Genomic DNA, 24,074 nt, shown 5'->3' with positions numbered 1-24,074 from the left:
AACGGGAAGGTTTGTACAACACGGAATAATTGCGGAAAGGAAATTGGGAACAAAAAATGGCAACTGGTGTACTAATGCCCAAATCGGGTATCTCGGTGGAAACTTGTATCTTAACCGAATGGAATAAAAAGGTTGGTGAAAAGGTGAAAAAAGGGGAAGTCCTTTTTTCCTATGAAACCGACAAATCCGCTTTTGAGGAAGTCTCTCCTCAGGATGGTACTTTATTGGCAGTCTTCTTCAATGAAAACGATGATGTGCCGGTGATGGTAAACGTATGTGTGATTGGCGAAGAAGGCGAAGATATTTCGGCTTTCAAACCTGAAGCTAGCAGCAAGGCCGCTCTCCCTCAGCAAAATAATCCGGTAAAAGAAGTCCCAGTGGAAAAAGGTTCACCTGCGGCGGCCCAACCGGTAGAGATTGAGATTAAACCGGATGGACAGCAGCATATTTCTCCGCGTGCGCGCATGCTCGCAAAAACCATGTCGGTACCTACCGAAGGTTTGGCGGGAACCGGCCCGAATGGCCGTGTCATTGAGCGGGATGTGCGAGCGAGTGCGGCTGAAGGTGTTTCAACAGGGAGCGCTCAAAAATCCCCGGTTGGTATCTCCGGAGAACCATATACCGATGTCAAACTGACAAATATCCGCAAGGTAATCGCCAAAAACATGGCCGCCTCTCTGGCAACCATCCCTCAGTTGACGCATACTTTGTCGTTTGATGCGACCGAGATTATGGCATTGCGGGCGAAGTTCAAGAAGGATGCGGATGCAGGTCTGGCGGGTATAACCCTGAATGATATGGTGCTTTTTGCGGTGGCGCATACACTGCTGGAATTCCCGGAGCTCAATGCGCACCTGCTGGAGGACAGCATCCGGCTTTTCCGTCAGGTGAATTTGGGCGTGGCTGTGGATACGCCGCGGGGTTTAATGGTGCCGACCATTTTCGCAGCGGATAAATTATCTCTGCGGGAGTTGGCTGCGCAGAGCAAGGAATTGGCGGCCAAATGCCAAAATGGGAACATCAGCCCCGAATTGCTGCAGGGTGGAACTTTTACGATTAGCAATCTGGGAAATCTGCACATTGAACACTTTACCCCCATCATCAATCCGCCTCAAACAGGCATTTTGGGCGTCAACACGATTATTCAGCGTGTTCGTGAAGTTAATGGACAAATCAGGGTATATCCGGCCATGGGATTATCCCTGACGTATGACCATCGGGCAATCGATGGCGCTCCTGCTTCGCGATTCTTAATGAAGCTTCAGGAAAATCTGGAATCATTCAGTTTGCTGTTTGTGAAGTAAAGGAAAAATAATGGTCGATTTAATAGTACTGGGTGCCGGTCCTGCCGGTTACCTGGCAGCCGAACGCGCTGCCCAGGCAGGATTTTCAGTGGTTTGTTTTGAGAAGAAATCTGTTGGCGGTGTGTGTTTGAATGAGGGATGTATTCCCTCAAAGACATTATTGAATTCCGCCAAGATTTACGACTATGCCAAACACGACGGCCAAAAATATGGTGTCTCTACCAGTGAAGCTGCCCTTGACCATGCCTTTGTCATCAAGCGGAAAGACAAGGTCGTTCGTGCGCTTGTTTCCGGCGTGGAAACTACACTGAAAAAATTAAAGGTGGAAATCGTTCGGGAGGACGCCAAAATTACCGGTAAATCCGCCTCCGGTTTTAATGTGGCTGCCGGGGGGCAAACCTGGGAGGCCGGGCGGCTGCTGATTGCCACCGGTTCGCAGGCTGTTGTGCCGCCCATCCCCGGTGTTAAAGAAGGGTTGGCGAGCGGTTTTGTCATGACGAACCGTGAGGTATTCCAATTAGCAGAACTTCCACACGAATTGGTGGTAATTGGCGGCGGCGTGATTGGGCTTGAATTGGCTTCTTATTTCAATTCTGCCGATTGCCATGTCACCGTGGTTGAAATGTTGGAGGATATAGGCGGGAGCCTGGATAAGGAAGTTGCTGCTTTGCTGCGCGGCAATTACGAAAAGAAAGGCATTACCTTCCATACCGGCTGTAAAGTTACCTCGCTGTCTGCGAACGGGGTTACTTTTCAGGAGGGAGGGAACAGTAAAACCATTTCCGCGGATAAAGTGCTGCTGTCTGTTGGGCGGCGCCCTTCAATTGAAAGCCTTGGCTTGGAGACCTTGGATGTCTACACCCAGTGCGGCGCCATCCTGACCGGTGAATCCATGCAGACAAATATCCCCAATGTGTACGCAGCCGGAGATGTCAACGGCCGTTCGATGCTGGCGCACACCGCTTATCGTGAGGCGGAAGTGAGCGTCAACCACATGCTTGGAAAACCGGACCGCGTCAACTACAACGCCATACCCGGAGTGATTTACACCAATCCCGAAGTGGCTTTTGTGGGTGAAAGCGAAGATTCCGCCCGGCAGAAAGGCTTTAGCGTGAAAACGGTCAAATTGCCCATGCAGTACAGTGGCCGCTATATGGCGGAGAATGAGGGCGGAAACGGCTTCTGCAAGGTTGTGTATGACAAGAAGAATGACCGTATTCTTGGAATTCATATGGTCGGAAATTCAGCCTCTGAAATTATCTATGGGGCGGGCATGTTGATAGAAATGCAGCTTCCCCTGGAGAAAATCAAGCAATTTGTATTTCCGCATCCCACTGTCAGTGAAATTATTCGCGAAGCGATTTACCAGTTGTAAAGAATTATTTAGGTTACAAGGAGATAAGAAATGCCAAAAAGTCAGTTTGTTGATCCGGTAAAGATGCGAGCTTCAGGCAGCTTGACCTTTACCGATATTCCCATGAACCAGTATAAAAAAGGGATTGCAGAAGAACGCGCCAATTATTCGGATGAAGAATTGCTCAACATGTATGCAGATATGCTTACTATCCGGCAGTTCGAGATCATGCTGAATTCAATCAAAAAGCAGGGTGTCTATTGCGGGCGCGAGTTCACTTATCCGGGCCCGGCTCATTTGTCTATGGGTGAGGAATCCGTGGCGGTCGGGCAGGCTTTCCTGTTGGACAGGAACGATTACATTCTCGGCAATCACCGCAGCCACCATGAAGTGATCGCCAAAGCCTTCTCAGCCATCCGCAAGCTTTCCGATGATGAACTGAAAACAATCATGGAAAACTTCTCAGAGGGCAAACTATTAAAGGCCGTGGAAAATAGTGCCGAAACGACTCAATCGCTGGCGGAGAATTTCTTCCTGTACGGCGCTATTTGCGAATTGTTTGCGAAGGCCAACGGCTTTAGCCACGGGTTGGGCGGCTCAATGCATGCTTTCTTCCTGCCTTTTGGAATTTACCCGAACAATGCCATCGTAGGTGGTTCGGCCCCCATTGGCGTTGGTGTGGCTTTATTCAAAAAATGCAACCAGAAAAAAGGCATTGTTGTCGTTAATTCAGGCGATGGCTCGGTAGGCTGCGGACAGGTATGGGAGTCCCTCAATTTCGCTGCCATGGATCAGTTCAACCAGCTTTGGGAAAAGGAATATAAAGGCGGACTGCCGATAATTTTCAACTTTACCAACAACAGCTATGGCATGGGCGGGCAGACTTGCGGCGAGACGATGGCCTATCGCGAATTGGCGCGTATCGGCGCCGGCATCAGCCCCAGCCAACTCCATACGGAACGGGTGGATGGGTTTAATCCCCTGGCGGTTATTGACGCTTACCGCAGGAAGAAGGAATTGGCAGTCAGCGGTGAAGGGCCTTGTATGCTGGATATCGTTTCCTACCGCTACAGCGGGCACTCGCCTTCGGATGCTTCCTCGTATCGTACGCAGGAGGAAATCGAGGTATGGGAAAAATACGATCCCGTGAAGACTTTCGCCGAACAACTGATTAGCGCCAAAGTAGCCACCAAAAAGAAAGTGGAAGAGATTCAGCAGTTTGCTCAAAAGCGGGTTGAAAACATGTTCCTTCTGGCAACAGATCCGGAAGTCTCACCGCATGTAGACTTTAAGAAGAATCCGGACTTCGTTGAAAAAATAATGTTCTCCAATTTGAAAATTGAGAAAATGGAAGACCGTCCGTGTGACGTCTTAATCGATCGCGCGGAAAATCCCCGCGTTAAGCAAATTGAAAAGAAATCCCGTTTTGCGCTGGATAAGGATGGCGTATTGCTTTCGAAAACCCGTGTCTATAACGTGCGCGACGGTATCTTTGAAGCGATTTTGGATAAGTTCTACACCGACCCGACCTTGATTTCCTATGGCGAAGATTTGCGCGATTGGGGCGGACCTTTTGCGGTATATCGCGGGCTCACGGAATCGCTGCCTTATCATCGCTTCTTCAATTCACCCATCTCCGAAGCTGCCATGGTGGGTGCGGGCGTCGGCTATGGTATGGCCGGCGGGCGTGCGGTGGTTGAGTTGATGTACAACGATTTTATCGGGCGCGCCGGTGATGAGATTTTCAACCAACTGGCCAAATGGCAATCGATGAGCGCCGGGTTAATCAAAATGCCGGTGGTGATTCGCGTTTCTGTCGGGGCGAAATATGGTGCCCAACATTCGCAGGATTGGTCCAGCCTTATCGCCCATATCCCCGGATTGAAAGTTGTCTTCCCGGCTACCCCTTATGACGCCAAAGGACTCATGAATTCAGCTCTGATGGGCTCCGATCCGGTCGTCTATTTTGAAAGCCAACGCACCTATGACATTGGCGAGTTTTTCCACGAGGGCGGCGTTCCCGAAGGATATTACGAAGTTCCTATGGGAGAACCGGACATCAAGCGGGCTGGAAGCGACATCACGATTCTGAATATCGGCGCGACGCTTTACCGGGCTATTGAAGCGGCTCAGATGCTGGAGGAAAGACACAATCTCTCGACCGAAATCATCGATGCGCGCAGTCTGGTCCCGTTCAATTATGAGCCGGTCATCGAGTCGGTGAAAAAGACCGGCAAGATTCTCCTGCTCAGCGATGCCTGCACGCGCGGTAGTTTCCTGAATGACATGGCTGCCAACATTACCCAGCTGGCGTTTGACTACCTGGATGCCCCGCCGGCGATTGTGGGCGCCAAGAATTGGATTTCACCGGCTTACGAGTATGATACCGAGTTCTTCCCGCAGCCGGAATGGATTTTGGATGCCATTCATCAAAAAATCCTTCCACTTGAGGGCCACACGGTTACGTGTAACTATAGCGACGTTGACCAAATCCGCCGAAGCAAATTCGGCGTCTAACCAAGTCAAGACAAGGGCAGAATCTCAGATCTGCCCTTGTTAATTTAAACCATTAAATTTTGAGATTTCTGTTTGGGAACTAGAAACCACCCGTGATAACTTGCAGTCCCCCGGATTCCAGGCGGCTTACCACGGCTGAAATTTGGTCATCGGTAAATGGGCGGAGTTCCGATAGGGTGTAAGGCATCCCCATGTTTTCATATTTTCCGCTTCCCATTTGATGAAATGGCAGCAGATGTACCTGCTTTAGCCCTAATTTCAAAGATAGTTGTGCGATCCTGTCGATGTTTTCTACATCATCAGTAAAAGTGGGAATTAACGGAATGCGCGGAATTACATTCTTGTGAAGCGAAACCAGATTTTCGAGGTTGCTGATCACAATGGATAAATTCCCGCCACATACATCGCGAAATTTTTCCTCATCCATGATCTTCAGGTCATAAAGATACAGGTCGACATAAGGCAGTGCTTTTTCAATGTTTTCAAATGGCACGTTGCCGCATGTTTCCACCGCGATTGAGTTTGTCCATGGTCTGATTCGAGACAATAATTGCTCAAGGAATTCAGGGAACAAGAATGGTTCACCGCCTGAAAAAGTAACCCCGCCGTTATCCTCATCGTATATGATTTGGTCGCTGGCAATTTCTTTGACTAATTGATCGACAGTGTATTCCTGCCCGCAGCAGGTAAGGGCGTTGACCGGGCAGTTGTCCGGCGTGTTGGTGCAGTGGTAAGCGTCCTCCGCGCTGCATTGAATACAGCGATTGTTGTTTCGGATCAGTTGAGGTTTGGTTGAAATTCCTTCAGGGTTGGAACACCAGGGGCAGTGCAGGGGACAGCCCTTAAAAAATACAATTGTCCGAATGCCGCCGCCGTCGTGAATGGAAAAGCGTTGGATGTTAAAAATGAGCGGTGTATTCATTATGGTTTTTCGGAAATCCTTTTTTTAACCGCTTATGATCACTAATTGTGCTCAGTGCGCGCGATGATGTCGTTTTGAGTTTTCACGTTCAGGTCTACGAACAGAGCCGAATAGCCTGCCACCCTGACTACCAGGTCGCGGTATTTGTCGGGGTGTTTCTGAGCATCGATGAGCGTTTCCCGCGAGATGATATTGAATTGAATGTGCTGTATCTTGAGGCGCATCCAGCCAATCAAAAAGTCCACGAACTTGCGGGTTCCAATATCCCCTTTAAATGCGTTGGGATGGAATTTGATGTTTAGCAGCGACCCGTTGGTGGTTTGGTAATGATCCAGTTTGCTGACCGACTTGAGTACTGCGGTTGGGCCGTGTGTATCGCGCCCGACCATGGGGGACAATCCTCCATCGGCCAATTGTTCCTGCGCCATGCGACCATCCGCGGTCGCGCCGACCTGCTCGCCCAGCGGGATATTGGCGGATACGGTATAGCTGCCTGGGCTGAATATACCACCGCGCACATTTTTGTAAGTCTCGCAGCATTCATTGTATTTGCTCAACAAACGGGCTGCCAATAAATCCACCGAATCAATGTCATTACCGTATTTGGGGTATTTATTGATGCACTGCTGGCGCAGCTTCTCGCTGCCCTGCCAGTTGTTCTTTAGAATTTTCACGAATTCGGTAAGGGAAAGCTGTTTTTCTTCAAATACCAGCAGCCGGATGACTTCCAGTGAGTCGGCCAGATTTTGGAACCCAATCCCCTGCACGCCTGAGAAATTGTATCGTGTACCGCCCTCGACCACGTCCTTCCCGCTCTCCAGGCAGCCGTGCATCAGCGTGGAAAGCAGCGGAATATGCGCGAGCTGGCCGTGCGCGGTGTCCACCTGATTGGAGCCATCCACCATCAAAGCCACGTTGTCTTCGATCTCTTTTTCCACCAAAGTGATCAATTGATCATAGCTGGCAATTTCACTGGCGTGCTTTTGCAGCGCAAGTTCCAGCAGCCTGGGGGAATTGAACATGGCGATATCGTGCAGCCCGTACATTTTGCCCGGCACTGAAATTTCAACACAGCCGACGATGGCGTAATCACGAGCGTCCTTGAGGGAAATTCCGCGTGCCAACAGCCCCGGCATGATGACTTCATCGTTGAACACGTGTGGGACACCTGTGCCCAGCTTGATGGTCTCGGCAGCGCGGGCGACAAAGTCCCGTGATAGACGTTCGTTCATGCGCACGCCCAGGTTGGGCTGAGGCAGACGGATGTCGTCATAAGTATCCAGAATTAACCAACTCAGCTCATTATTGGCGCCGAAACCGTCCGGGGTCAGGCCGCCCAACATAATGGTATATCCGGTCGGAAAGCCCGCGAAATACTTCGCGCTTTCCCGGCTGCGTAGTAGAACCACGTCGTTCATCTTGATCCACAACATGCGCAGCGTATCCTTGATTTCGTCAATGGATACACCGGCGGCGACGTCTTTCTGGAAGAAAGGCAACATCCATTGATCAAAACGTCCGGTGGAAATGCTGCTGGCGTTGGATTCCATTTGCAGGGCAATATTGAAATACCATAACAACTGCGCGGCTTCGAAGAAGCTGTTTGGGCGCTCGTGCTGGATGGATTGAGAAGCCAATTTCATGCGCACAAGTTCCTGCTTGCGCGCGGGATCAGCCTCTTGCGCGATCAGGTTATCCAGCAGGTGAATATACCTGCCAATATGGTCCTGCAGCGCGCTCAAGCAAATGCGCGCGGCCTGGTAGAAATTGTTTTGGCCGTTGCGGTTTTCAAATACGTCAATTTCCGAAATGATTCCGTCCAGGCCCAGATTCAACAGTTTTTCGAAATCGGGGATGATATGCCCCTGGCCTTTGTCGGTTTGGTTGATGCTGACTATCCGGGTTTCGATGGATTCCCGCACAGGCGGGGTCAGGCGCGGTTCGATTAAGTCTTTCAAACTTCTTTCGGCCCAATAGGGGTAAAGCTCTTTTAGGAAAAACTCCTTGTCTTCAGGCAAAACATAAAAACTGTCCTGGGGGCGGCAGTAAAGGCTGTCAATCTCATCGCGAATCCAATAAGGGCTCATTTCCGGAGACGCGATCCCGCTGCGCGGCTTGACGGTGCGGTTGCCGGCCAGTATTTCCCCTGCGCGAATGGAAATCTCGATATTCGCCAGCACATGCTGCAGCGCTTTAGCGCGCCGGATGATGTTGGGCTGGCCTTCGGTCGTCTTCCAGCTTTCAGTGTAATAACGTGCGCGTTCAAAGGAAATCTCTCTACGCGTGCTTAAAAGTTGTTGTTTCAGGATTTGGAAGCGATTCAAAGTAGTCATTGGCAATTTAGGGTATTATCCGGAGTCGATAGAAATATTTTTGCGAATGAATTATAGCAACGATTTCCCGTAATAGCAACATATATCGTAATTATTATTGATTGATAGTGATATATCAAGATATCGTGAAGAGAACGATAGGCAAACTGACTTCCTGGTATTCTCCTGAATCTCTGGAGATTTGATCTGAAATAAAACCCTTCTAAAAGAATTCTTGCTTCTAACCAGGATTAATTGGTTAAATTGTAGATTGATATATAATACCCCGACGTTATATTGTCTATAAACAAAAACCTTTCCGAATCTGAACGACTTTAAATTTATCAATATTAAGAGGATTTATACAATGAATGGTTCATCCGAAAACCCCAACACGGGCTATATTACAGCGCTGGGTAGCGCCGTTTTTCTTTCTCTGACATCTATCTTTATCAGTTATCTGAATTTGAATTTTCAATTGCCTGCCCTGGTGCTGGCCTTTTGGCGTGAATTTTTTGTTGCATTGATTTTGCTGGTGGTTTTCTTTATTTTCCGGCGAGCTCTTCTGCATGGGGCAAAACCGCATCTTTCTTATCTGGGCATCTATGGTTTTGTGTTGGCGCTCTTCAATGCCCTTTGGACAGTTTCCGTCACACTGAACGGCGCCGCGGTGGCTACGGTGCTGTGCTATTGTTCGGCAGCATTTACGGCACTGTTGGGTTGGCTGATCCTGCATGAGGAGTTGACCCCGGCCAAGATCATCGCGGTCGTCCTCAGTTTGGCCGGTTGTGCTTTTATTGTGGATGCCTTCAATCCCCAGGTTTGGCATATCAACCCATTGGGTATTCTGACCGGTATCGGCTCCGGGTTGTTCTACGCCATCTACTCCCTGATGGGCCGTTCGGCTTCTCAGCAGCGCGGACTAAACCCCTGGACGACATTGTTCTATACATTCCTGGCAGCTGCGGTGTTCATGCTGTTCATCAACCTGTTCCTGGGAACCTGGTTGCCGGGTGGGGCGCAGCAGCCCTCCGACTTGTTCTGGCTGGGTGACTCGCTGCCTGGTTGGATCATCCTGTTCCTGTTGGCAGCCGGCCCGACATTGATGGGGTATGGGCTATACAACATCAGCCTTACGCATTTGCCATCCAGCGTGGTTAATTTAATCGTCACGATTGAACCGGTTTTCACGGCAATCACAGCGTATTTTGTTTTGGGGGAGCGCCTAACTTTACAGCAGATCTTGGGCGGCCTATTGGTCATGGCAGGCGTCGTAGTTATACGTATGTATAAAAATAGGGTAAAATCGGACGTGCACTAAGACCAGGAGATATTCACTGCTCCGTCATTTAAGAATTGGAGGTCAGATGGTACAGATAGTCACAGATAGTACAGCCGATTTAAGTCATGAGATTGCAGATCAGGCGAACGTAAAAGTGATTCCTTTGTCCGTAATCATCGGTGGCAACACCTATCATGACGGCGAAGACATTGATCAATTTAAATTATTTGAGCTGATCAAGCAGACTGGCGAATTACCTAAGACAGCCGCGCCATCCCCGGGTGAGTTTCATAAAATGTTTGACGTGCCGGAAGATTCTATTTTTATCGGTATTTCATCCAAACTTTCCGCCACGGTGCAGGACGCGGTTTTATCCGCTCAGGAATTTCCGGAGGGAAAGGTGCGTGCGATTGACTCAATTAACCTTTCCACCGGCATTGGCCTGCTGGCGCTGGCCGCCGCCGACTTGCGTGATCAGGGATTGTCTGCCGCGGAGATTGAGGCGGAAATCAAACGCCGCCTGCCCAAAACGCGCATGTCTTTTATGATCGCTACGATGGAATTCTTGTACAAAGGCGGGCGCTGCTCGGCCATGGAAAACATTTTCAGCACCATGCTGAAGATCCACCCCATCATCGAGATGCAGCCGGACGGCTCGCTGGGCGTCAAGGACAAGGCTTACGGTTCGCGCAAAAAGTCCATGCAATTGCTGCTGACCGATTTTGAAAAACATCTGGATGAGTTGGATCCGCGCCGGGTGTTTGTTACCCATACCTCGCCGGATGAGGACGCGGAATATTTGAAGGAAGAAATTATCAAACTGGCCGCTCCCGAAGAGGTGCTCATTACCCGTGCCGGCAGCGTAGTCTCCAGCCACTGCGGCCCCGGCACCATCGGGATCTTGTACATGGTCAAGTAAGTTGTTTTGGATATTCGAGGCCGGCAATTGCGCCGGCCTCTTTTTTTATTGGCTTTCCCCAAGGGGATACTGTGCGATCGACAAGCACGGCCAATAAATTATTTTTAATCCAGCAAAACGTAGGGCGCGTTTCCATACGCGCCAAAAATAACCTATGCCCCCTCACCCCTGATTCTTTCCCTTAACCATCGAAGGGCAGGCATTCTTGCCTGCCTTTTTGCGATTGTGCCAGCCGAGATCCTTACGGTCGATGCCCTGCGTTTCACATAGGGCAAAACGCTCCCTCAGGATGACACAGACATTGGTCAACCCTCTCCCCTGACCCTTTTACCCAAGGGAAGAGGGAGTATAAAAAAAAGGCCGGCAAACGCCGGCCTTTCGTGTTCCTCAATAAACTAAAACTTCCAAATCTCTTTCAATATGGCCTTGGCCGTGTCCAGGTCGTGTACCAGGTGGTTGAGCATCATGGCCCGCAGGGCTTTGCTGTAATCTTTTTCTACCACTGCCTCCGACCACAACATCTCAAACGTGGCGTTCAGGCGCACCATGGCCTGCAAATCCAGCGGCGCCTCGGCCGGTTCCAGCGGTACAAAGCCGTGGCCGGTCACCAGCGTGGGGGTCTCCACAATGGCGTGCGCCGGCATCCAAGGGATGGCTGTGCCGTTGACGATGTTCAGGATGAAAACCTGGTTGGCATTGTTGGCGTGCGCCAGCATGACCGGTACTACGATGGCGCCGTACCAATGCGCGCCGCGCTGATTCAAGCTCTCCGGTTTGCTGTTGCCGGCCTCGTAAATGCTCATTACCTGCGCTTCCAGCTCCATCAGCTGCTCCGCGCGCACATGCTCCTGGTCCTTTTGTTTATCAAAGACCCGGTTGGCGTGATAGTAATATTTGAAGTAGCTGGTGGGGATGCCGCCCATGGCCTGGGCGATCTCTACGTCCACCGGCAGGCCGGGTACTTTGTCCAACTGGCTCAGGATTTCCGGCATCATGTCGCGGCCGTTCCAAATTGCCTTCACGACCCAGCCGAAGTGATGCATACCTACGTACTGCACCCACAGCTCCTCCAGCGGCGCGCCCAGCATGGCCGCGATGTTCTCGGCAATGCCGATGGGCGAATCGCACACACCCACGATGTTTACTTTGGAGTAGCGCGAAGCCGCATATTGGATGTAGCTGTTGGGGTTGGTCAGGTTGAGCATCAGTGCCTGCGGAGCGACTTCTTCCACCATGCGGCAATAGTCCAACACCACCGGAATGGTGCGCAGGGCGTTGCTCATGCCGCCCGGCCCGTATGTTTCCTCTCCCAGGATGCCGAACTGCTTGGGGAAGCGTTCGTCGTAAGCGCGGGCTTTATAACCGCCCACGCGGATCTGGTTAAGAATGTAGTCGGCGCCTTCCAGACCTTTGCGTGCATCGGTCTCGAAGGTAACCTCTAACGGAACCTGGGCAGCCTTGGCTAACGCTGCGCCTGCCGCGGCCACTTTTTCAAGCTTGTCGCGTGTGCGCCCAATCAGACAGATCTCAAATGCCGTCCGGTCTGTGCGCTTGGCCATTTCTTCCACAAGCAGCGGAGAGGCAATGCTGCTGCCGCCCAGAACTGCCAGTTTTCGTTTTTCAGACATCGATTCCCTCAATTCGTTCGCTTATGCGCGGTCGTAGTAAGCCAGGATGGCTTCGGCGGTCGCGCGGGCTTCATCCTCACGGAAGGTTTCAAAGATAGGCAGGTTCAACACGCGCGTGGCGTAGGAAGAGCCTACCGGGAAATCGGACTCTTTGTAATTCAGGTCTTCATAAGCGCCCTGCATGGGCACCAGGATGGGATACATGGCAAACGCGCCGATGTCATTGTTGGCCAGGTGTATCAGCAGGTTGGTCCGTTCTTCCGCGTTCGGGGTGATGGTTACGTAGGAATAATAAATGTGGTGGGCGTAGTCGGCCACGTACGGCAGCTGCAGAGGAGTGTCCTTCAGCATTTCATCGTAGATTGCGGCGATTTTGCGCCGGCGGTTATTCCAATCATCCAGGTGGCGCAGCTTGACGCTCAACATGGCGGCCTGGATCTCATCCAAACGATCCTGGAAGCCAATCACTTCGTGAATGAATTTAACGCGCTGACCAACGTAGCGCAGCATGCGGATCTTCTCGTTCAATTCGGGGTCGCTGGTGGTAATGACACCGCCGTCGCCGTAAGCGCCCATGTTCTTGCTGGGGTATAACGAGAAAGCGGCTGCGTGGCCTAATGAACCTGCCCGGCGGCCCTTGTAATATGCGCCGTGCGCGTGCGAAGCGTCTTCCAGTACGTACAGGTTGTGCTTCTTGGCCAGGTCCATAATGGGATCCATGTCCACTACCTGCCCATACAGGTGCACCGGCACAATGGCCTTGGTCTTGGAAGTGATCTTCTTTTCCACCAATTCGGCGGTCAGGTTGTAGGTCTTGGGGTCGATATCCACAAACACCGGAGTCGCGCCACAATACGAGATCGCGAAGGCAGTGGCTACGTAGGTATTGCATACCGTGATGACCTCATCGCCCGGGCCGACGCCCATGGCTTCCAACGCGATGTGCAATGCGGCGGTACCGCTGGACATGCCGATACCGTATTTGCTATTGCTGAATTCGGCGAATTCCTCTTCAAATTTCTTCAGGTAAGGTCCCAGGGTGTATTTGCCGGTGGGCATGACCTTCTTGAGGACATCCATTACTTCGTCGCCGATCTCTTCCCATTGGCGCTCCAGCTCACCGCTGCCGATCTTGGTTGGTTTCAGCAGGGCATCCACCCAACTGGGTACTTCAATCTTGCGGCTCAAATCTATTTTCGTCATTTCTTCTCCAAATGTTTATTTTTTAAAAAATTGCGGCAGATACTGCTTGTGCGCTTCCAACATTTCGTCCACCAGCTTGACGGCGGTGGGATAATCGGGCACCAAGGGGTTCTGCAGCATGGCTAAATAGGCGTCGCGCCGGGAACCGCTGACAGCGGCTTTTACCGTGGCGGATTCCCAGGCTTTGGCATGCTGGCACAACGCGCGGATGGATTCGGGCAGGCGGCCCATGCTGAGCGGGGTTACGCCGTGCGCGCCCACCACGCAGGGCACTTCCACAGATACGTCCGGATCCAAATCCGGGATGCTGGTGCCGTTGCGGGCCACCACGATCTGGACGTCCCGCCGGTCGAGCATCAGGGACATGATCAGGTTGACGGCTGCTTCGGAATAACGCGCGCCGCCGCGTTGGGCCAGTTCCGGGGGCTTGATCATGACATTGGGATCGGCATATTTCTTCAACAATTCTTTTTCAACTTCCAGCACAACCTGGCCGCGGCTTTTCTCGGCTGCTTTGGCTTCTGCCAGGCGTTGGGGATGGAAGTAGTAGTATTGCAGATAATAAGTCGGCATTACGCCCAAGGTGCGCACCAGGTCGGGGTCGATCTTGGGCATTTCTTCGATGTCTACCATCTTTTCCAGGTTGTCGATCAACTGTTGGGTGACGTCCTCACCCTTGATGTAAACTTTGCGCACCCAGTTGACGTGGTTGAGGCCCATCCACTCCAGGAACACATCTTTGGGTTCCACGTGGAAGGCTTCCGCCATGGCGGCGATGGTGTTGATGGGATTGTTGCACAGACCCACGACGTTCAGGTTGGTGTGCTTGAGAATGGCTTCGGTCATGATACCGGACGGGTTGGTGAAGTTGATATACCAGGCATCCGGGGCATACTTCTCCATATCTTTGGCGATATCCAGCGTCACCGGGATGGTGCGGAAGGCTTTAAAGGTGCCTCCCGGGCCGGTGGTCTCCTGTCCGATTACGTTGTATTTCAGCGGGATCTTCTCGTCCAGGATGCGCGCGGCCATGTGTCCGATGCGCATGGAAGACAGCACGAATTTCGCGCCATCCACCGCTTTGGGGCGGTCCAGATTGAGCGTGACTTTAGTGTCCAGCTCGGCATATTGGACCTGGCGCTGGGCCATACCGCCCACGATATTCAAACGTTCTTCGTCGATATCGTACAGCGCAATTTCATCGACTTGCAGGTCGGGTTCGTGCTGAATAAAGCCATCAATTAATTCAGGGGTATAGGTGCTGCCCCCGCCGATGACGGTTATTTTTTCGATTGTTGGTTTTGACATTTTGCTACCTCTTTTTCAAGGGTTTCAATTCGCTTGTTCATCCGAATCACTTGTTCGGTGTTATCAATCTCGGCCCAGGCCAGCATCAACAGGTCGAGCGAATGGACCAATAGGACGGAAAAAGGCACGTCCTCGCCGCGTGCGGCTTTGGTGATGATGGAGGTGTTAATCTTATGAGCCTGGGTCTGCTCGTCGTTGGCTTGCTGCAGGCTTTTCTCCGCATCTTCCCACTGGTAATTCTCGGCGTATTCGGCGGCTTCTTTGGCAAAACTGCGGGCACTGCCGGCATGTAAGATTAGTTGGAACAGCGTCTGTTCCCATTCATTAAAATCAGTCATATTGTTATTTATCCTTCTTTAAACTTAATTTACTAAATGACTTCCGTCATTCATGCGCAATACTTGCCAGCGGCCGTCGACGAGCTGAAATTCGCTGATGCCGCAAGCCGTCCAGGGTCCAATCAGGCGCCATGCATCCACATCCAAACCTTGAAAATACTGTGACAGGATGCCCAGGATACCCCAATGCACCACCAGCATGGTGCGCTGGTTGGGATGCCGTGCGATGATCTCTTCAGTGCCTTCTATAACGCGTGCCACGAGATCTTTTTCATGTTCGCCGGTTAACCACAGGGTCAGGTTGACGTAGGGCCGGAAGTACCACGGCCCGCTGCCGTCCGGTTCAAAGCGATCCAGGCGTTTCCCTTCCAGGCGGCCGTAATAGCGTTCCCGCAGTTTATCCACCGGGATGGGGTCCAGTTGGATGGCTTCCCCAATGATTTCAGCAGTACGCATCGCCCGCCCCAGTGAGCTGGCATACAACGTATCGATATGCTGGCCGCGGAAATAATCCGCGGTCTTCCGGCAATCCGCCAACCCTGCCTCTGAAAGCGGGGCGTCTAAATGACCGTGGATTCTGTTACCGGTGATCATTGTTGTCTCAGCATGTCTGACCAGGATGAGCTGCGTTGAATTTTCCATGTAGTATAGTTTTCTTTTTATTTCATTGGTTCGGCGGAATCGGCTGCGCAGCGAAAACCGACAAAGGGATTCTTGCGCAGGGGAGTATGCATACGGATGAAAAAGGTTTGCGCTTCTTCCGCGCCGTCCAGCCAATCGCCGCCGCGCAACGGTGCGCGCAGCTGGGAGGGCTTTCCGCCGCCGATCCATTCCCACACGTTGCCGGCCATATCCTGGCAGCCGTAAGGGCTGTCGCCCGCGGGCGAATATTGGCCCACCGGCGTGGTGTCCCCGGAGAAAGTGTTGCACTTATCGCGGTCGAACTCGTTGCCCCACGGCCAGGTGCGTCCGTCGGTACCGCGCGCGGCTTTTTCCCATTCTTCATTGGTAGGCAGGCGTTTGCCGGCCCAAGCGGCGTAGGCTGAAGCGCTTTCCCAGTTGACTTCCACTACCGGGTGATTTTCCTTGCCTTCGGGCCAGGTTCCCTTGCGCCAGGAGGCGGGTTCGGTATGGCCGGTTGCATCAACGAATTTCTTGTAATCCGCGTTGGTGACGGGATAGAGGTCGATGAAAAATTCTTTGGTTTCAGTTTTTTCCTGATCCTCTCCATATAAAAATTCACCCGCCGGAACTTTTACCATGGGTCGATTGTCTTTACCGCAGACAAACAGAGGAACTTTAGTTTCTGACATTCTTAATGCTCCTTTTATTAAATTTTTTAGGATTGGATGATTGCAATTCTTTTGTTAACCAGCGATAACAGAAGAAGGTTGTTGCGAGATAGTAAACAGACGTTACAACAGAAGTGAGTGTTGAGGTTACCCCCAATGTCTGGCCTGTGTTTCCTTCACCCAGGGCTAATTCCAATAAAGAGGCGCCCCAGGTAAAGACGATGTAAAGAAGGATGCCGGCCCAAAATCGCTTGCTTTTGCCTTTGATTGCGGAGGCGACCAAATACCCCTGCACTGCGCTGATGGTCAGTAATGCAACCCGGAAAAAGATAGTCGATAAGGATGTTGCAAATAGGTTCGCGACACTGGCTTGAGCAATCTGAGCAACCGTGGCAGCCTGAACACTTCCCGCTGCCAGGTTTTCACCGCCATGGCTGAATATGATATTAATCCCAATACCAATCTCGTTCAGTCCGGTAAAAACATGTGCGATCATGCCGATGCCAAAACCCAGCGCCAGGCCGTTGCTATCGATATCTTCATCTTTGTCCAGGCGGCTCTTCAGGAAGTAAAACATCCCGAGCTGTAATAGGAGCGTGGTGACGACATCGCCGCCGAAATAGGAAATGATGCTGGAGCTGTTGGCGCTGGTTTGACCGCCTGTAATAATCTGCATAATGAACTTTTGCAGGAAGGTGCTCAAAAAGAATGTGATGGCCCAGATACCCATACCCCAATAAGTAGCTTCCCGTTTGTAATCAGGCCGAAAACGGCTGATCATATTCATTGGAATGCCCGATGAAAAGATGAAAACAAAACCGCTGACAACAACCAACAGCCCCTTTAATATCATAATGACCTCAATTTGCTTCTAAGTTGCGTGTAATTATTTTCCGGCGTCGCGTTCTTTGATGGCTTCCATGACCTGATTGAAGATGGCTTCACCGTCAATCATGCCGTAAGCGATTGTGTCGATATTCAGAACGATGGTTCCGTAAGGGCCTGAAGCTTGTTCAATAGCTTTCTTCTTAAACCGGACTTGCGGAGCCACCAACACGATATCCATCGGGTTTTCCGAAAAATCCCAACGTCCCATTTCAGCTGCCTCAATTGCTTTCAATTCAAAAGGCACACCCGCGGCTTCGGCGGCTTTGGCTGTCTTGGCTTCAATCAAGCTGGAGGACATACCCATGGCGCAAACCATAAGCACTCTGATTTTTTTCTCTTCTGCCATTCTTACACCTCTTATAAAATAATAAAAATAAAAAGATTTGTCTCTTTTAGCGTTCGTTTAATAATTTCGGGAAGTAATCCCCGTGCTGCGCCAGGTAATCGTCCAGGATATTCCGGGCGATATCGTAACCCGGCACCAACGGGTGCAGGGTAAGTGCTTCCAGCGCCAATTCGTAGGAATCTTCCACAGCCGCTTGGATGGTCAACTTCTCGTAGGCTTTTACGGATTTCATCAAGCCCAGGTCTGCGTCGGGGATGCTGCCCATTGCAAAGGGCCGCACCACGCCGTTGCCGACCAGGCAGGTGGTCTCAATCACATCGTTTTCTGCCATGCCACTGATGGCGCCGCGATTGGGTACGTTTAAGATCATGAGCTTGGGTTTTTCCAGCAGCCCTTCAATGACATTCAGGGCAACTGCCGAATATCCTTCTGCGGATTCATCCATGGCCTTTTTTGCGTCTTGTTTTTCAAGCGGTTTTTCTTCAACCGCAGCGTTTTCCGCATCGTGTCCGGTTTCCAGCGTCATATAAGTGCTTTGGCGCTGATCCAGGTATTTCAGGTAAATTGCTTCAATCTTATCCGGTGTGTCTTCCTCGTCGCGGATGCGCCGCAGCCCGGCGTACAGCTCCTGGTTAAAAGGCAGGATTTGCATCGCGCGGCTTTGGCCTGATTTGAGTAAATTCTCGACTGATTTTCTGGGGTAGTAATAAAAATATACATACTCGTTGGGGATGGTCCCTAACGCTGCGATCTCATTGACATCGAAAGGCAGGTGTTCGATTGTCTCACCGGAAGTTTGCATCTTTTGCAGAATATCCGGGATAAGGTCTTTGCCATCCAAATAAATGGAACGCATCCAGCCCAAGTGATTCAAGCCGTAATATTCGGGGAATAGTTTGTCGGGATCGGTATGAACGTAAGCCGCCGCCGCACGCATCATAGCCGACGGGTTATCGCAAATACCCACGGCATGTTCAAAACCTGCCACCCGCGTGATTGTTTCTGTCAGTATTCCGGCCGGGTTGGTGAAATTCAACAACCAGGCATCCGGGGCCAATTCTTTGATTAATTCGACATAATGCAGGATGACGGGTACGGTTCTCAGCGCCATGGCAAAACCACCGGGGCCGGTGGTTTCCTGGCCGAGCACGCCGTATTTCAAAGGTACTTGTTCGTCAATAACCCGTGATTCCAATGAACCTTCACGGAAAGTGGTAACGATGAAATCCGCGCCCCGGATGGCTTTGCGGGCATCGGTAGTCCACTCGATATTGAATTTTGCGCCTTTAGCCAGACGCGGTTTACAGGCCAGTTTGATCAATTCCAGTCGCTCCGGATCGATGTCCATCATACAGACTGTGTCCAGAGGCAGACGATCCTGAAAATTGAGAATACTCTGAATCACCAACGGAGTTCGTACACCCCCGGCGCCGATAAATGTAAGTTTCATATAGCCTCTATAGTTTATGAAGGGGATGTGATTTCCACATCCCCTTTGTTTCTCGTTATTTGCTTTATGCGGCAACTTTCTTGACGCCGGCTTCTTCTTTCTGGAGCACTTCCGCTTCCCAAGCCTTGAAGGCGGGGAACCAGATAATGCCAGGAATGACGAACTCGGTGATGATGGCCAGGATAATAGCGCGCCAATCATAACCGGTTTCCAGGAACATCAGGATGGGTGCGGGCAGCGTCCACGGACCAGCAATGTATGTGGGGCTGACCAGACCAGCGGATGTTGCCAGATAGGCAACCGTGGTGTTCAAGAAGGTGATCAGGATGAACGGGAGGCCCAGAATCGGGTTGAAGATTACAGGGGCACCAAAGGTGATCGGCTCGTTGATATTGAAGATACCGGGCCAGATACCCAACCAGCCTACACGGCGTAGGCGTTCTGATTTCGAGCGGGTGAAGTAGAAAGCCAACGGCAGAGTGGCGCCGGAACCGCCGGGAACTACGAAGGAGCGGAACTGCTCGGTGTAGATAGCGGTGGGGGCTAAACCTTCGGCAACGGCTTTTACGTTGGCGGCCAGGTTCGCCTGCCATACGGGCTGCAGGGCGATACCAATGGTCATGTCGCCGTGGATACCCATGGTCCATAAGAAAGCATGGAAGGTTTCCGCGATAGCGGCGGCTGCGTAAGTGGACGCGGCGGGAACAACTGCGCCCAATACTTTAAACAAACCGTTAGCTAAATCAAAATTGAGTACAAAGCGGATTAACCACCAGCCAAAAGCAATCGCTGCGCAGGGAATCAAAGCAGCAAAAGCATTGGAAATCGCCGGGGGTACCCCATCGGGCATCTTGATGACGATGTTCTTCTGAATGAAGAAACGGTAGACTTCGACCGTAACCACCGCGAGAACCATGGCGGTGAACAAACCGGAGCTGTCCAAATAGTTGCCGGCTTCTCCGTTGACCAATTCCGGGGTTGCAACCAGAATGTAGGACAGGAAGGAGAAAAGTACGGGCATCAAAGGATCCAAACCACGGCGCCGGGCTAACGCGTAGGCGATGGACATGAGCACATAAATTGACAGCAGGCCATAAGTGACATTGAATACATTCCAGAGGGTGCCTGAAATGTTTGCCGGCAAATGTGCCTCTAAATAGCAGGTCGGATCATCTTTGAAGCACAGCGGGAATTGCAGGATGATTAATACCAAAGCTCCCACAATCAGGATAGGCATCATAGCTACGAAACCGTCGCGGATGGAAGCCAGGATGGGCTGATCGAAAATCGGTGCCATCTTTTCCATCAAATCGGTCATAGCATCTGCCCAATTCTTTTTTTTCTTTTCGGGTGACATAAATAAAACTCCTTTCAAATTTGTTAATAATGTTTGTTGCTGTTACGATTTCTCTTGCGAATAAATTGATTTTGCTTATAAATATTTCCTCCTTTACTTCGAATTAACGAATTAACAACCGCATGAATGACGAATAACTAATTCAGATGGAATTACTGTCAATGAATCTACCGCTTGATGATTAATTTGTTTTATTAAAATATCGACTGCTTTCCTGCCCACTTCCGCAAAAGGTGCGTGAATGGTGGTGAGTGAGGGATTTAAGAAAGGAGCGATAGTTTGATCGTCGAATCCAACCACGGATACCTGACCGGGTATGTCAACTCCCGCGTCTGTGAGAGCGGCCATGGCGCCGATGGCGGCCTCGTCATCACAGGCAAAGATGGCGTCGAAATCAGTGTTTTTCTTTAAGAGATTTTTGACTGATTCAAAAGCGCTGTCACGGTCAAAGTTACCGGGATAAACTAAACTGGGATTGAAAGGAATGTTTTTTTCTGCCAATACCGATTTGTAGCCAATTTCGCGTACCATCGAATCTTCGTGCGTGGGCAGCCCGCGCAGGAAGACAATCTTGCGCCGCTGATGAACTTCGATCAGGTGGCGCATGATGGCTTTAGTGGCTTGTAAATTTTCAACGCCCACGCTGGGGATATTGATTTCCAAAGGTGCGGTGCGGCAGACCAGGACCACAGGATAGCGGTTGAAAAAATAATACTTTAGATCGTTATCGCTGGCGCAGTCGGCAAAGATGATCATGCCATCCGTGTTTTGCGGCCCGATGGAAAACGCGTTGGTTCCGGTCGTGACGGTGTCATCCCGGCTGATGGAGATGAGCAGGTCGAATCCGGCCGCGCGCGCGTCTTTTTCTATTTCGCTAACCAGGACAGAAAAAAAATCGCCTTTTATATCTGATAATAAAAGGCCGAGGGTGGAATATTGATTGGTAGCTAATTTGCGGGCTGCGGAATTGGGGATGAAGTCAAGTTCCTTCATGGAACTTTGAATGGACTCACCGACTTCTTTGGACACAGGCGCAGTCTTATTGATATAACGACTTACTGTCGCAATGGATACTCCCGCCCTCCTGGCGACGTCCCTAATAGTTACCGATCGCTTGTTTTCCATTAATTAAGTTGTAGGATAATTTCTTGTATAATATTAATGTAACCGGTTACACTATATCACCCAAAAAACTGAAAGTCAAGAGATTTTTAAGGAATTTCTATCAACCAGGAGATGTGGATATGACCATCATGGTCTTATTTTGCTTCTGCGCAGTCCGGAGAGGAACTAAATTTCGGCCGGCTTTATAATTGACTTATATAAAGTGCTCAATAAAGGATAGATTATGCGCGTGAAAAGAAAACCGATTCTGATTATTGCCTTCCTGATAATGGCGCTGCTGGCTGTTTATGGCACTGTGGCGGCTCAAAGCAATTCCGACGACCCGGCTGTAGTGATCACCTTCTTTTGGCGCGAAGGCTGCTCACATTGCGCGGAAGAAAAACCTTTCCTGCAGGAGCTGATGGCGCAGTACCCGCAAATTTACCTGCGGGCCTATGAGGTCTACGACAGCCAGGCGAACCTGGATTACCTCTTTGCTTTAGGAGACGCCATGAGCTTTGAAACCAGCGGCGTGCCGGTTACGGTCATCGGCGATCAGGCCTGGGTTGGCTTTAGCGATGAAATCGGAACGGAACTTTCTGCGGCTGTGGCTGCCTGTTCCAATGACGGCTGCGGCGATCCGGCGGATAAATTCGGCCTGGATACCTCAGGCACCGTGCGCTCGCTGCAAACGGCCGGTGAGACTGCCGCGGATACCGAAAGCACAACTTCCCCATTTGTATGGGTGCTGGCTGTGGTGGCGTTGGTGCTGGTCGCTTATGGGGTTGGCGCCCTGCTGCGCCAGGCAAAAAAGAAACCCGCTCGCAAGCGCCATTGAATCAGCTCATCCTGCTTGAATATAAAGAAGGCACTCAATAACGAGTGCCTTCTTGTTTAAGCGTAGAGGAATTATTCTCCCATAATGGTCTGAATGCGTTCCATCACATCCGGGGTCAATTGGCTGACCACATCCATGGCCTTCAGGTTCTCTTTAACTTGCTGCAGTTTGCTGGCGCCGGTGATGACCGTGCTGACGTTGGGATTTTTCAAGATCCAGGCCAGTGCCATCTGTGACAGCGGCACGCCCAGGTCGTCCGCGACGCTTTGGAGCTGCGAAACCTTGTCCAATTTGGCCTGGTCGGTGACGCTTTCCTTCAGCCATTCATAATGCGGCAGTGTTGCGCGTGACCCATCCGGGATGCCTTTGTTGTACTTGCCGGTCAACAGGCCGGAGGCCAGCGGGCTCCAGGTCGTCATGCCGTAACCGTAGTCACTGAACAGGCGGGTATATTCCACTTCAAGCCGTTCGCGGTGGAACAGGTTGTATTGGGATTGTTCCATCACCGGTTTATGCAGGTGATGGCGTTCGGCAATTTCAATAGCGGCCAGGATATCCCCGGCCGGCCATTCGGATGTGCCCCAGTAAAAGGCTTTGCCGGATTCCACAATGTTGTGCATTGCCCATACGGTTTCTTCAATGGGCGTATGCGGGTCCGGCCGATGGGCGAAGACCAAATCAACATGATCCAACTGGAGCCGTCTCAGTGAACCGTCGATGGCTTCCAGCAGGTATTTTCGGTTGAGGGTATCTTTTTCATTGATGCCTTCATTAAGCCCCCAAAAGAATTTGGTTGAAACCAGGTAACTTGAACGGCGCCAGCCCAACTTCTTGAGCACGGTGCCCATGATTTCTTCCGATTTGCCTTTGGCATACACTTCTGCGTTGTCGAAGAAATTCACGCCGGCATCGTACGCGGTAGTCATCATATCCATGGCACTCTCGATATCCACCTGGTTGTGGAAGGTGACCCATGAACCCAATGAAAGAGCGCTGACGCGTAACCCTGACCGGCCTAAATAGCGATATTCCATAATGAACGCCTCCTGAACTCTTTTTATTTTGCTATGTTGTAATTTTATACATCCTTGTAAAAAATTACCTTATAGAAATATAAGAAAGCAGGAGGCGCTGGTTTACGAATTAGAAAAGTAAAAGTCTAAATCTCTTCGATGGTGACAGTTTTGATGGCGTCGCCGGGAAAATCCGGGTTACGGCTGGGGTCGCGGCGCTTGATATTGTTGACAGTCGGCATTCCCTTGATTACCTGACCGAAAATGGTGTAACCGCCATTTAGGTGCGGGGTGGGGCCGAAGGTGATGAAGAACTGGCTGCCGTTGGTGTCCCGACCGGCGTTGGCCATGGCCACGATACCGGCGCGGTCGAATTCAAGATCTGAATCTTCGTTATTAAATTGATAACCTGGGCCGCCCCGACCGGTTCCGGTGGGGTCGCCGCCTTGAGCCATGAAACCTTCTAATACACGATGGAAGGTTACACCATCAAAATACCCGTCGCGAGCCAGAAAGACAAAGCTGTTAACAGTGACTGGCGCCTTGTCGGCATACAGTTTGATAATGAATTGCTCCCCGTTTTCCATCTTGAAGGTGGCGGTATATTCTTTCTGCGGATCAATTTGCATGGCAGGTGCGGATGAATATTGTTTGCTGTTTGCTTGGTTTTCGCTTGACATAATTCTTTACTACTTTCTT

22 protein-coding genes are annotated in these 24,074 nt (G+C 51.0%); 6 read left to right on the top strand and 16 right to left on the bottom strand.

What is annotated here, in order from left to right; genetic code table 11:
• Window positions 1-56 precede the first annotated feature (56 nt).
• Genes Pelsub_RS01240 through Pelsub_RS01230 form a run of 3 tightly spaced genes read left to right on the top strand, consistent with a single transcriptional unit; the run spans window position 57 to window position 5,175 of the window.
• Complete coding sequence (locus Pelsub_RS01240; protein WP_116225263.1) at window positions 57-1,304, top strand: dihydrolipoamide acetyltransferase family protein; 1,248 nt, start codon at window positions 57-59, stop codon at window positions 1,302-1,304.
• A 10-nt stretch (window positions 1,305-1,314) separates the two neighbouring features.
• Complete coding sequence (gene lpdA / locus Pelsub_RS01235; RefSeq protein WP_174233242.1) at window positions 1,315-2,679, top strand: dihydrolipoyl dehydrogenase; 1,365 nt, start codon at window positions 1,315-1,317, stop codon at window positions 2,677-2,679.
• 30 nt (window positions 2,680-2,709) lie between these two features.
• On the top strand, window positions 2,710-5,175 hold the full coding sequence (locus Pelsub_RS01230) for an alpha-ketoacid dehydrogenase subunit alpha/beta (RefSeq protein WP_116225261.1): 2,466 nt from the start codon (window positions 2,710-2,712) through the stop codon (window positions 5,173-5,175).
• Window positions 5,176-5,254: 79 nt separating this feature from the next.
• Here the strand turns inward: Pelsub_RS01230 and Pelsub_RS01225 are convergent, their stop codons facing one another.
• Complete coding sequence (locus Pelsub_RS01225; RefSeq protein WP_116225260.1) at window positions 5,255-6,097, bottom strand: glycyl-radical enzyme activating protein; 843 nt, start codon at window positions 6,095-6,097, stop codon at window positions 5,255-5,257.
• 41 nt (window positions 6,098-6,138) lie between these two features.
• Window positions 6,139-8,430, bottom strand: a complete 2,292-nt coding sequence (locus Pelsub_RS01220; protein WP_116225259.1) for a formate C-acetyltransferase/glycerol dehydratase family glycyl radical enzyme — start codon at window positions 8,428-8,430, stop codon at window positions 6,139-6,141.
• A gap of 346 nt (window positions 8,431-8,776) precedes the next feature.
• Here Pelsub_RS01220 and Pelsub_RS01215 point away from each other — a divergent pair, with 346 nt between their 5' ends.
• Both Pelsub_RS01215 and Pelsub_RS01210 read left to right on the top strand, forming a co-directional pair.
• Window positions 8,777-9,730, top strand: coding sequence for an EamA family transporter (locus Pelsub_RS01215; RefSeq protein WP_116225258.1), 954 nt, complete (start codon window positions 8,777-8,779; stop codon window positions 9,728-9,730).
• A gap of 46 nt (window positions 9,731-9,776) precedes the next feature.
• The gene (locus Pelsub_RS01210) at window positions 9,777-10,610 is read left to right on the top strand and encodes a DegV family protein (RefSeq protein WP_116225257.1); all 834 of its coding nucleotides are present in this window, start codon (window positions 9,777-9,779) and stop codon (window positions 10,608-10,610) included.
• A gap of 162 nt (window positions 10,611-10,772) precedes the next feature.
• Here Pelsub_RS01210 and Pelsub_RS15605 read toward each other — a convergent pair whose 3' ends face one another.
• The 12 genes from Pelsub_RS15605 to Pelsub_RS01155 form a co-directional block, all read right to left on the bottom strand.
• Window positions 10,773-10,919, bottom strand: a complete 147-nt coding sequence (locus Pelsub_RS15605) for a hypothetical protein (protein WP_158674921.1) — start codon at window positions 10,917-10,919, stop codon at window positions 10,773-10,775.
• Between the two features lie 86 nt (window positions 10,920-11,005).
• Entirely contained in the window at window positions 11,006-12,238 is a 1,233-nt protein-coding gene (locus Pelsub_RS01205; protein ID WP_116225256.1) for a family 4 glycosyl hydrolase, read from the bottom strand.
• A 21-nt stretch (window positions 12,239-12,259) separates the two neighbouring features.
• The gene (locus tag Pelsub_RS01200; protein WP_116225255.1) at window positions 12,260-13,441 is read right to left on the bottom strand and encodes a DegT/DnrJ/EryC1/StrS family aminotransferase; all 1,182 of its coding nucleotides are present in this window, start codon (window positions 13,439-13,441) and stop codon (window positions 12,260-12,262) included.
• A 15-nt stretch (window positions 13,442-13,456) separates the two neighbouring features.
• Window positions 13,457-14,749 (bottom strand): 6-phospho-beta-glucosidase, encoded by a 1,293-nt coding sequence (locus Pelsub_RS01195; RefSeq protein WP_116225254.1) that lies wholly within the window; start codon window positions 14,747-14,749, stop codon window positions 13,457-13,459.
• Window positions 14,722-15,087 carry a PTS lactose/cellobiose transporter subunit IIA gene (locus tag Pelsub_RS01190; protein WP_116225253.1) on the bottom strand — a complete coding sequence of 122 codons (366 nt, stop codon included), beginning with the start codon at window positions 15,085-15,087 and terminating at the stop codon, window positions 14,722-14,724. The genes Pelsub_RS01195 and Pelsub_RS01190 overlap by 28 nt, the downstream gene beginning before the upstream one ends.
• A gap of 24 nt (window positions 15,088-15,111) precedes the next feature.
• Entirely contained in the window at window positions 15,112-15,729 is a 618-nt protein-coding gene (locus Pelsub_RS01185) for a histidine phosphatase family protein (protein WP_116225252.1), read from the bottom strand.
• 17 nt (window positions 15,730-15,746) lie between these two features.
• Window positions 15,747-16,400, bottom strand: a complete 654-nt coding sequence (locus tag Pelsub_RS01180; protein WP_116225251.1) for a formylglycine-generating enzyme family protein — start codon at window positions 16,398-16,400, stop codon at window positions 15,747-15,749.
• Entirely contained in the window at window positions 16,387-17,232 is an 846-nt protein-coding gene (locus tag Pelsub_RS01175) for a hypothetical protein (RefSeq protein ID WP_116225250.1), read from the bottom strand. The genes Pelsub_RS01180 and Pelsub_RS01175 overlap by 14 nt, the downstream gene beginning before the upstream one ends.
• Before the next feature lie 33 nt (window positions 17,233-17,265).
• Complete coding sequence (locus Pelsub_RS01170) at window positions 17,266-17,613, bottom strand: PTS sugar transporter subunit IIB (RefSeq protein ID WP_116225249.1); 348 nt, start codon at window positions 17,611-17,613, stop codon at window positions 17,266-17,268.
• Window positions 17,614-17,659: 46 nt separating this feature from the next.
• Window positions 17,660-19,063, bottom strand: coding sequence for a family 4 glycosyl hydrolase (locus tag Pelsub_RS01165; protein WP_158674920.1), 1,404 nt, complete (start codon window positions 19,061-19,063; stop codon window positions 17,660-17,662).
• 64 nt (window positions 19,064-19,127) lie between these two features.
• Window positions 19,128-20,420 (bottom strand): PTS sugar transporter subunit IIC, encoded by a 1,293-nt coding sequence (locus tag Pelsub_RS01160; RefSeq protein WP_116225247.1) that lies wholly within the window; start codon window positions 20,418-20,420, stop codon window positions 19,128-19,130.
• 111 nt (window positions 20,421-20,531) lie between these two features.
• On the bottom strand, window positions 20,532-21,545 hold the full coding sequence (locus Pelsub_RS01155) for a LacI family DNA-binding transcriptional regulator (RefSeq protein ID WP_116225246.1): 1,014 nt from the start codon (window positions 21,543-21,545) through the stop codon (window positions 20,532-20,534).
• Between the two features lie 223 nt (window positions 21,546-21,768).
• Here Pelsub_RS01155 and Pelsub_RS01150 point away from each other — a divergent pair, with 223 nt between their 5' ends.
• A complete protein-coding gene (locus tag Pelsub_RS01150) occupies window positions 21,769-22,362 on the top strand; it encodes a glutaredoxin family protein (RefSeq protein WP_116225245.1) in 594 nt (197 codons plus the stop codon).
• A 71-nt stretch (window positions 22,363-22,433) separates the two neighbouring features.
• On the opposite strand, the gene Pelsub_RS01145 is transcribed toward Pelsub_RS01150, so the two are convergent.
• Together Pelsub_RS01145 and Pelsub_RS01140 are read right to left on the bottom strand one after the other, a co-directional pair.
• Window positions 22,434-23,396: a potassium channel beta subunit family protein gene (locus Pelsub_RS01145; RefSeq protein ID WP_116225244.1), complete on the bottom strand. Its 963-nt coding sequence runs from the start codon at window positions 23,394-23,396 to the stop codon at window positions 22,434-22,436.
• A gap of 125 nt (window positions 23,397-23,521) precedes the next feature.
• Window positions 23,522-24,055, bottom strand: coding sequence for a peptidylprolyl isomerase (locus Pelsub_RS01140; protein WP_116225243.1), 534 nt, complete (start codon window positions 24,053-24,055; stop codon window positions 23,522-23,524).
• Window positions 24,056-24,074 lie beyond the last annotated feature (19 nt).

The organism is Pelolinea submarina, assembly GCF_003966975.1.
Classification (GTDB): Bacteria; Chloroflexota; Anaerolineae; order Anaerolineales; family Anaerolineaceae; genus Pelolinea; species Pelolinea submarina.
The sequence above is the reverse complement of the archived record's forward strand: the minus strand, read 5'-3'. Positions and strand labels throughout refer to the sequence as shown.

Coding starts and splice junctions, on each gene's coding strand:
- Pelsub_RS01240 (WP_116225263.1), top strand. CDS start 57: ATGGCAACTGGTGTACTAATGCCCAAATCGGGTATCTCGGTGGAAACT.
- lpdA (WP_174233242.1), top strand. CDS start 1,315: ATGGTCGATTTAATAGTACTGGGTGCCGGTCCTGCCGGTTACCTGGCA.
- Pelsub_RS01230 (WP_116225261.1), top strand. CDS start 2,710: ATGCCAAAAAGTCAGTTTGTTGATCCGGTAAAGATGCGAGCTTCAGGC.
- Pelsub_RS01225 (WP_116225260.1), bottom strand. CDS start 6,097: ATGAATACACCGCTCATTTTTAACATCCAACGCTTTTCCATTCACGAC.
- Pelsub_RS01220 (WP_116225259.1), bottom strand. CDS start 8,430: ATGACTACTTTGAATCGCTTCCAAATCCTGAAACAACAACTTTTAAGC.
- Pelsub_RS01215 (WP_116225258.1), top strand. CDS start 8,777: ATGAATGGTTCATCCGAAAACCCCAACACGGGCTATATTACAGCGCTG.
- Pelsub_RS01210 (WP_116225257.1), top strand. CDS start 9,777: ATGGTACAGATAGTCACAGATAGTACAGCCGATTTAAGTCATGAGATT.
- Pelsub_RS01205 (WP_116225256.1), bottom strand. CDS start 12,238: ATGTCTGAAAAACGAAAACTGGCAGTTCTGGGCGGCAGCAGCATTGCC.
- Pelsub_RS01200 (WP_116225255.1), bottom strand. CDS start 13,441: ATGACGAAAATAGATTTGAGCCGCAAGATTGAAGTACCCAGTTGGGTG.
- Pelsub_RS01195 (WP_116225254.1), bottom strand. CDS start 14,749: ATGTCAAAACCAACAATCGAAAAAATAACCGTCATCGGCGGGGGCAGC.
- Pelsub_RS01190 (WP_116225253.1), bottom strand. CDS start 15,087: ATGACTGATTTTAATGAATGGGAACAGACGCTGTTCCAACTAATCTTA.
- Pelsub_RS01185 (WP_116225252.1), bottom strand. CDS start 15,729: ATGGAAAATTCAACGCAGCTCATCCTGGTCAGACATGCTGAGACAACA.
- Pelsub_RS01180 (WP_116225251.1), bottom strand. CDS start 16,400: ATGTCAGAAACTAAAGTTCCTCTGTTTGTCTGCGGTAAAGACAATCGA.
- Pelsub_RS01175 (WP_116225250.1), bottom strand. CDS start 17,232: ATGATATTAAAGGGGCTGTTGGTTGTTGTCAGCGGTTTTGTTTTCATC.
- Pelsub_RS01170 (WP_116225249.1), bottom strand. CDS start 17,613: ATGGCAGAAGAGAAAAAAATCAGAGTGCTTATGGTTTGCGCCATGGGT.
- Pelsub_RS01165 (WP_158674920.1), bottom strand. CDS start 19,063: ATGAAACTTACATTTATCGGCGCCGGGGGTGTACGAACTCCGTTGGTG.
- Pelsub_RS01160 (WP_116225247.1), bottom strand. CDS start 20,420: ATGTCACCCGAAAAGAAAAAAAAGAATTGGGCAGATGCTATGACCGAT.
- Pelsub_RS01155 (WP_116225246.1), bottom strand. CDS start 21,545: ATGGAAAACAAGCGATCGGTAACTATTAGGGACGTCGCCAGGAGGGCG.
- Pelsub_RS01150 (WP_116225245.1), top strand. CDS start 21,769: ATGCGCGTGAAAAGAAAACCGATTCTGATTATTGCCTTCCTGATAATG.
- Pelsub_RS01145 (WP_116225244.1), bottom strand. CDS start 23,396: ATGGAATATCGCTATTTAGGCCGGTCAGGGTTACGCGTCAGCGCTCTT.
- Pelsub_RS01140 (WP_116225243.1), bottom strand. CDS start 24,055: ATGTCAAGCGAAAACCAAGCAAACAGCAAACAATATTCATCCGCACCT.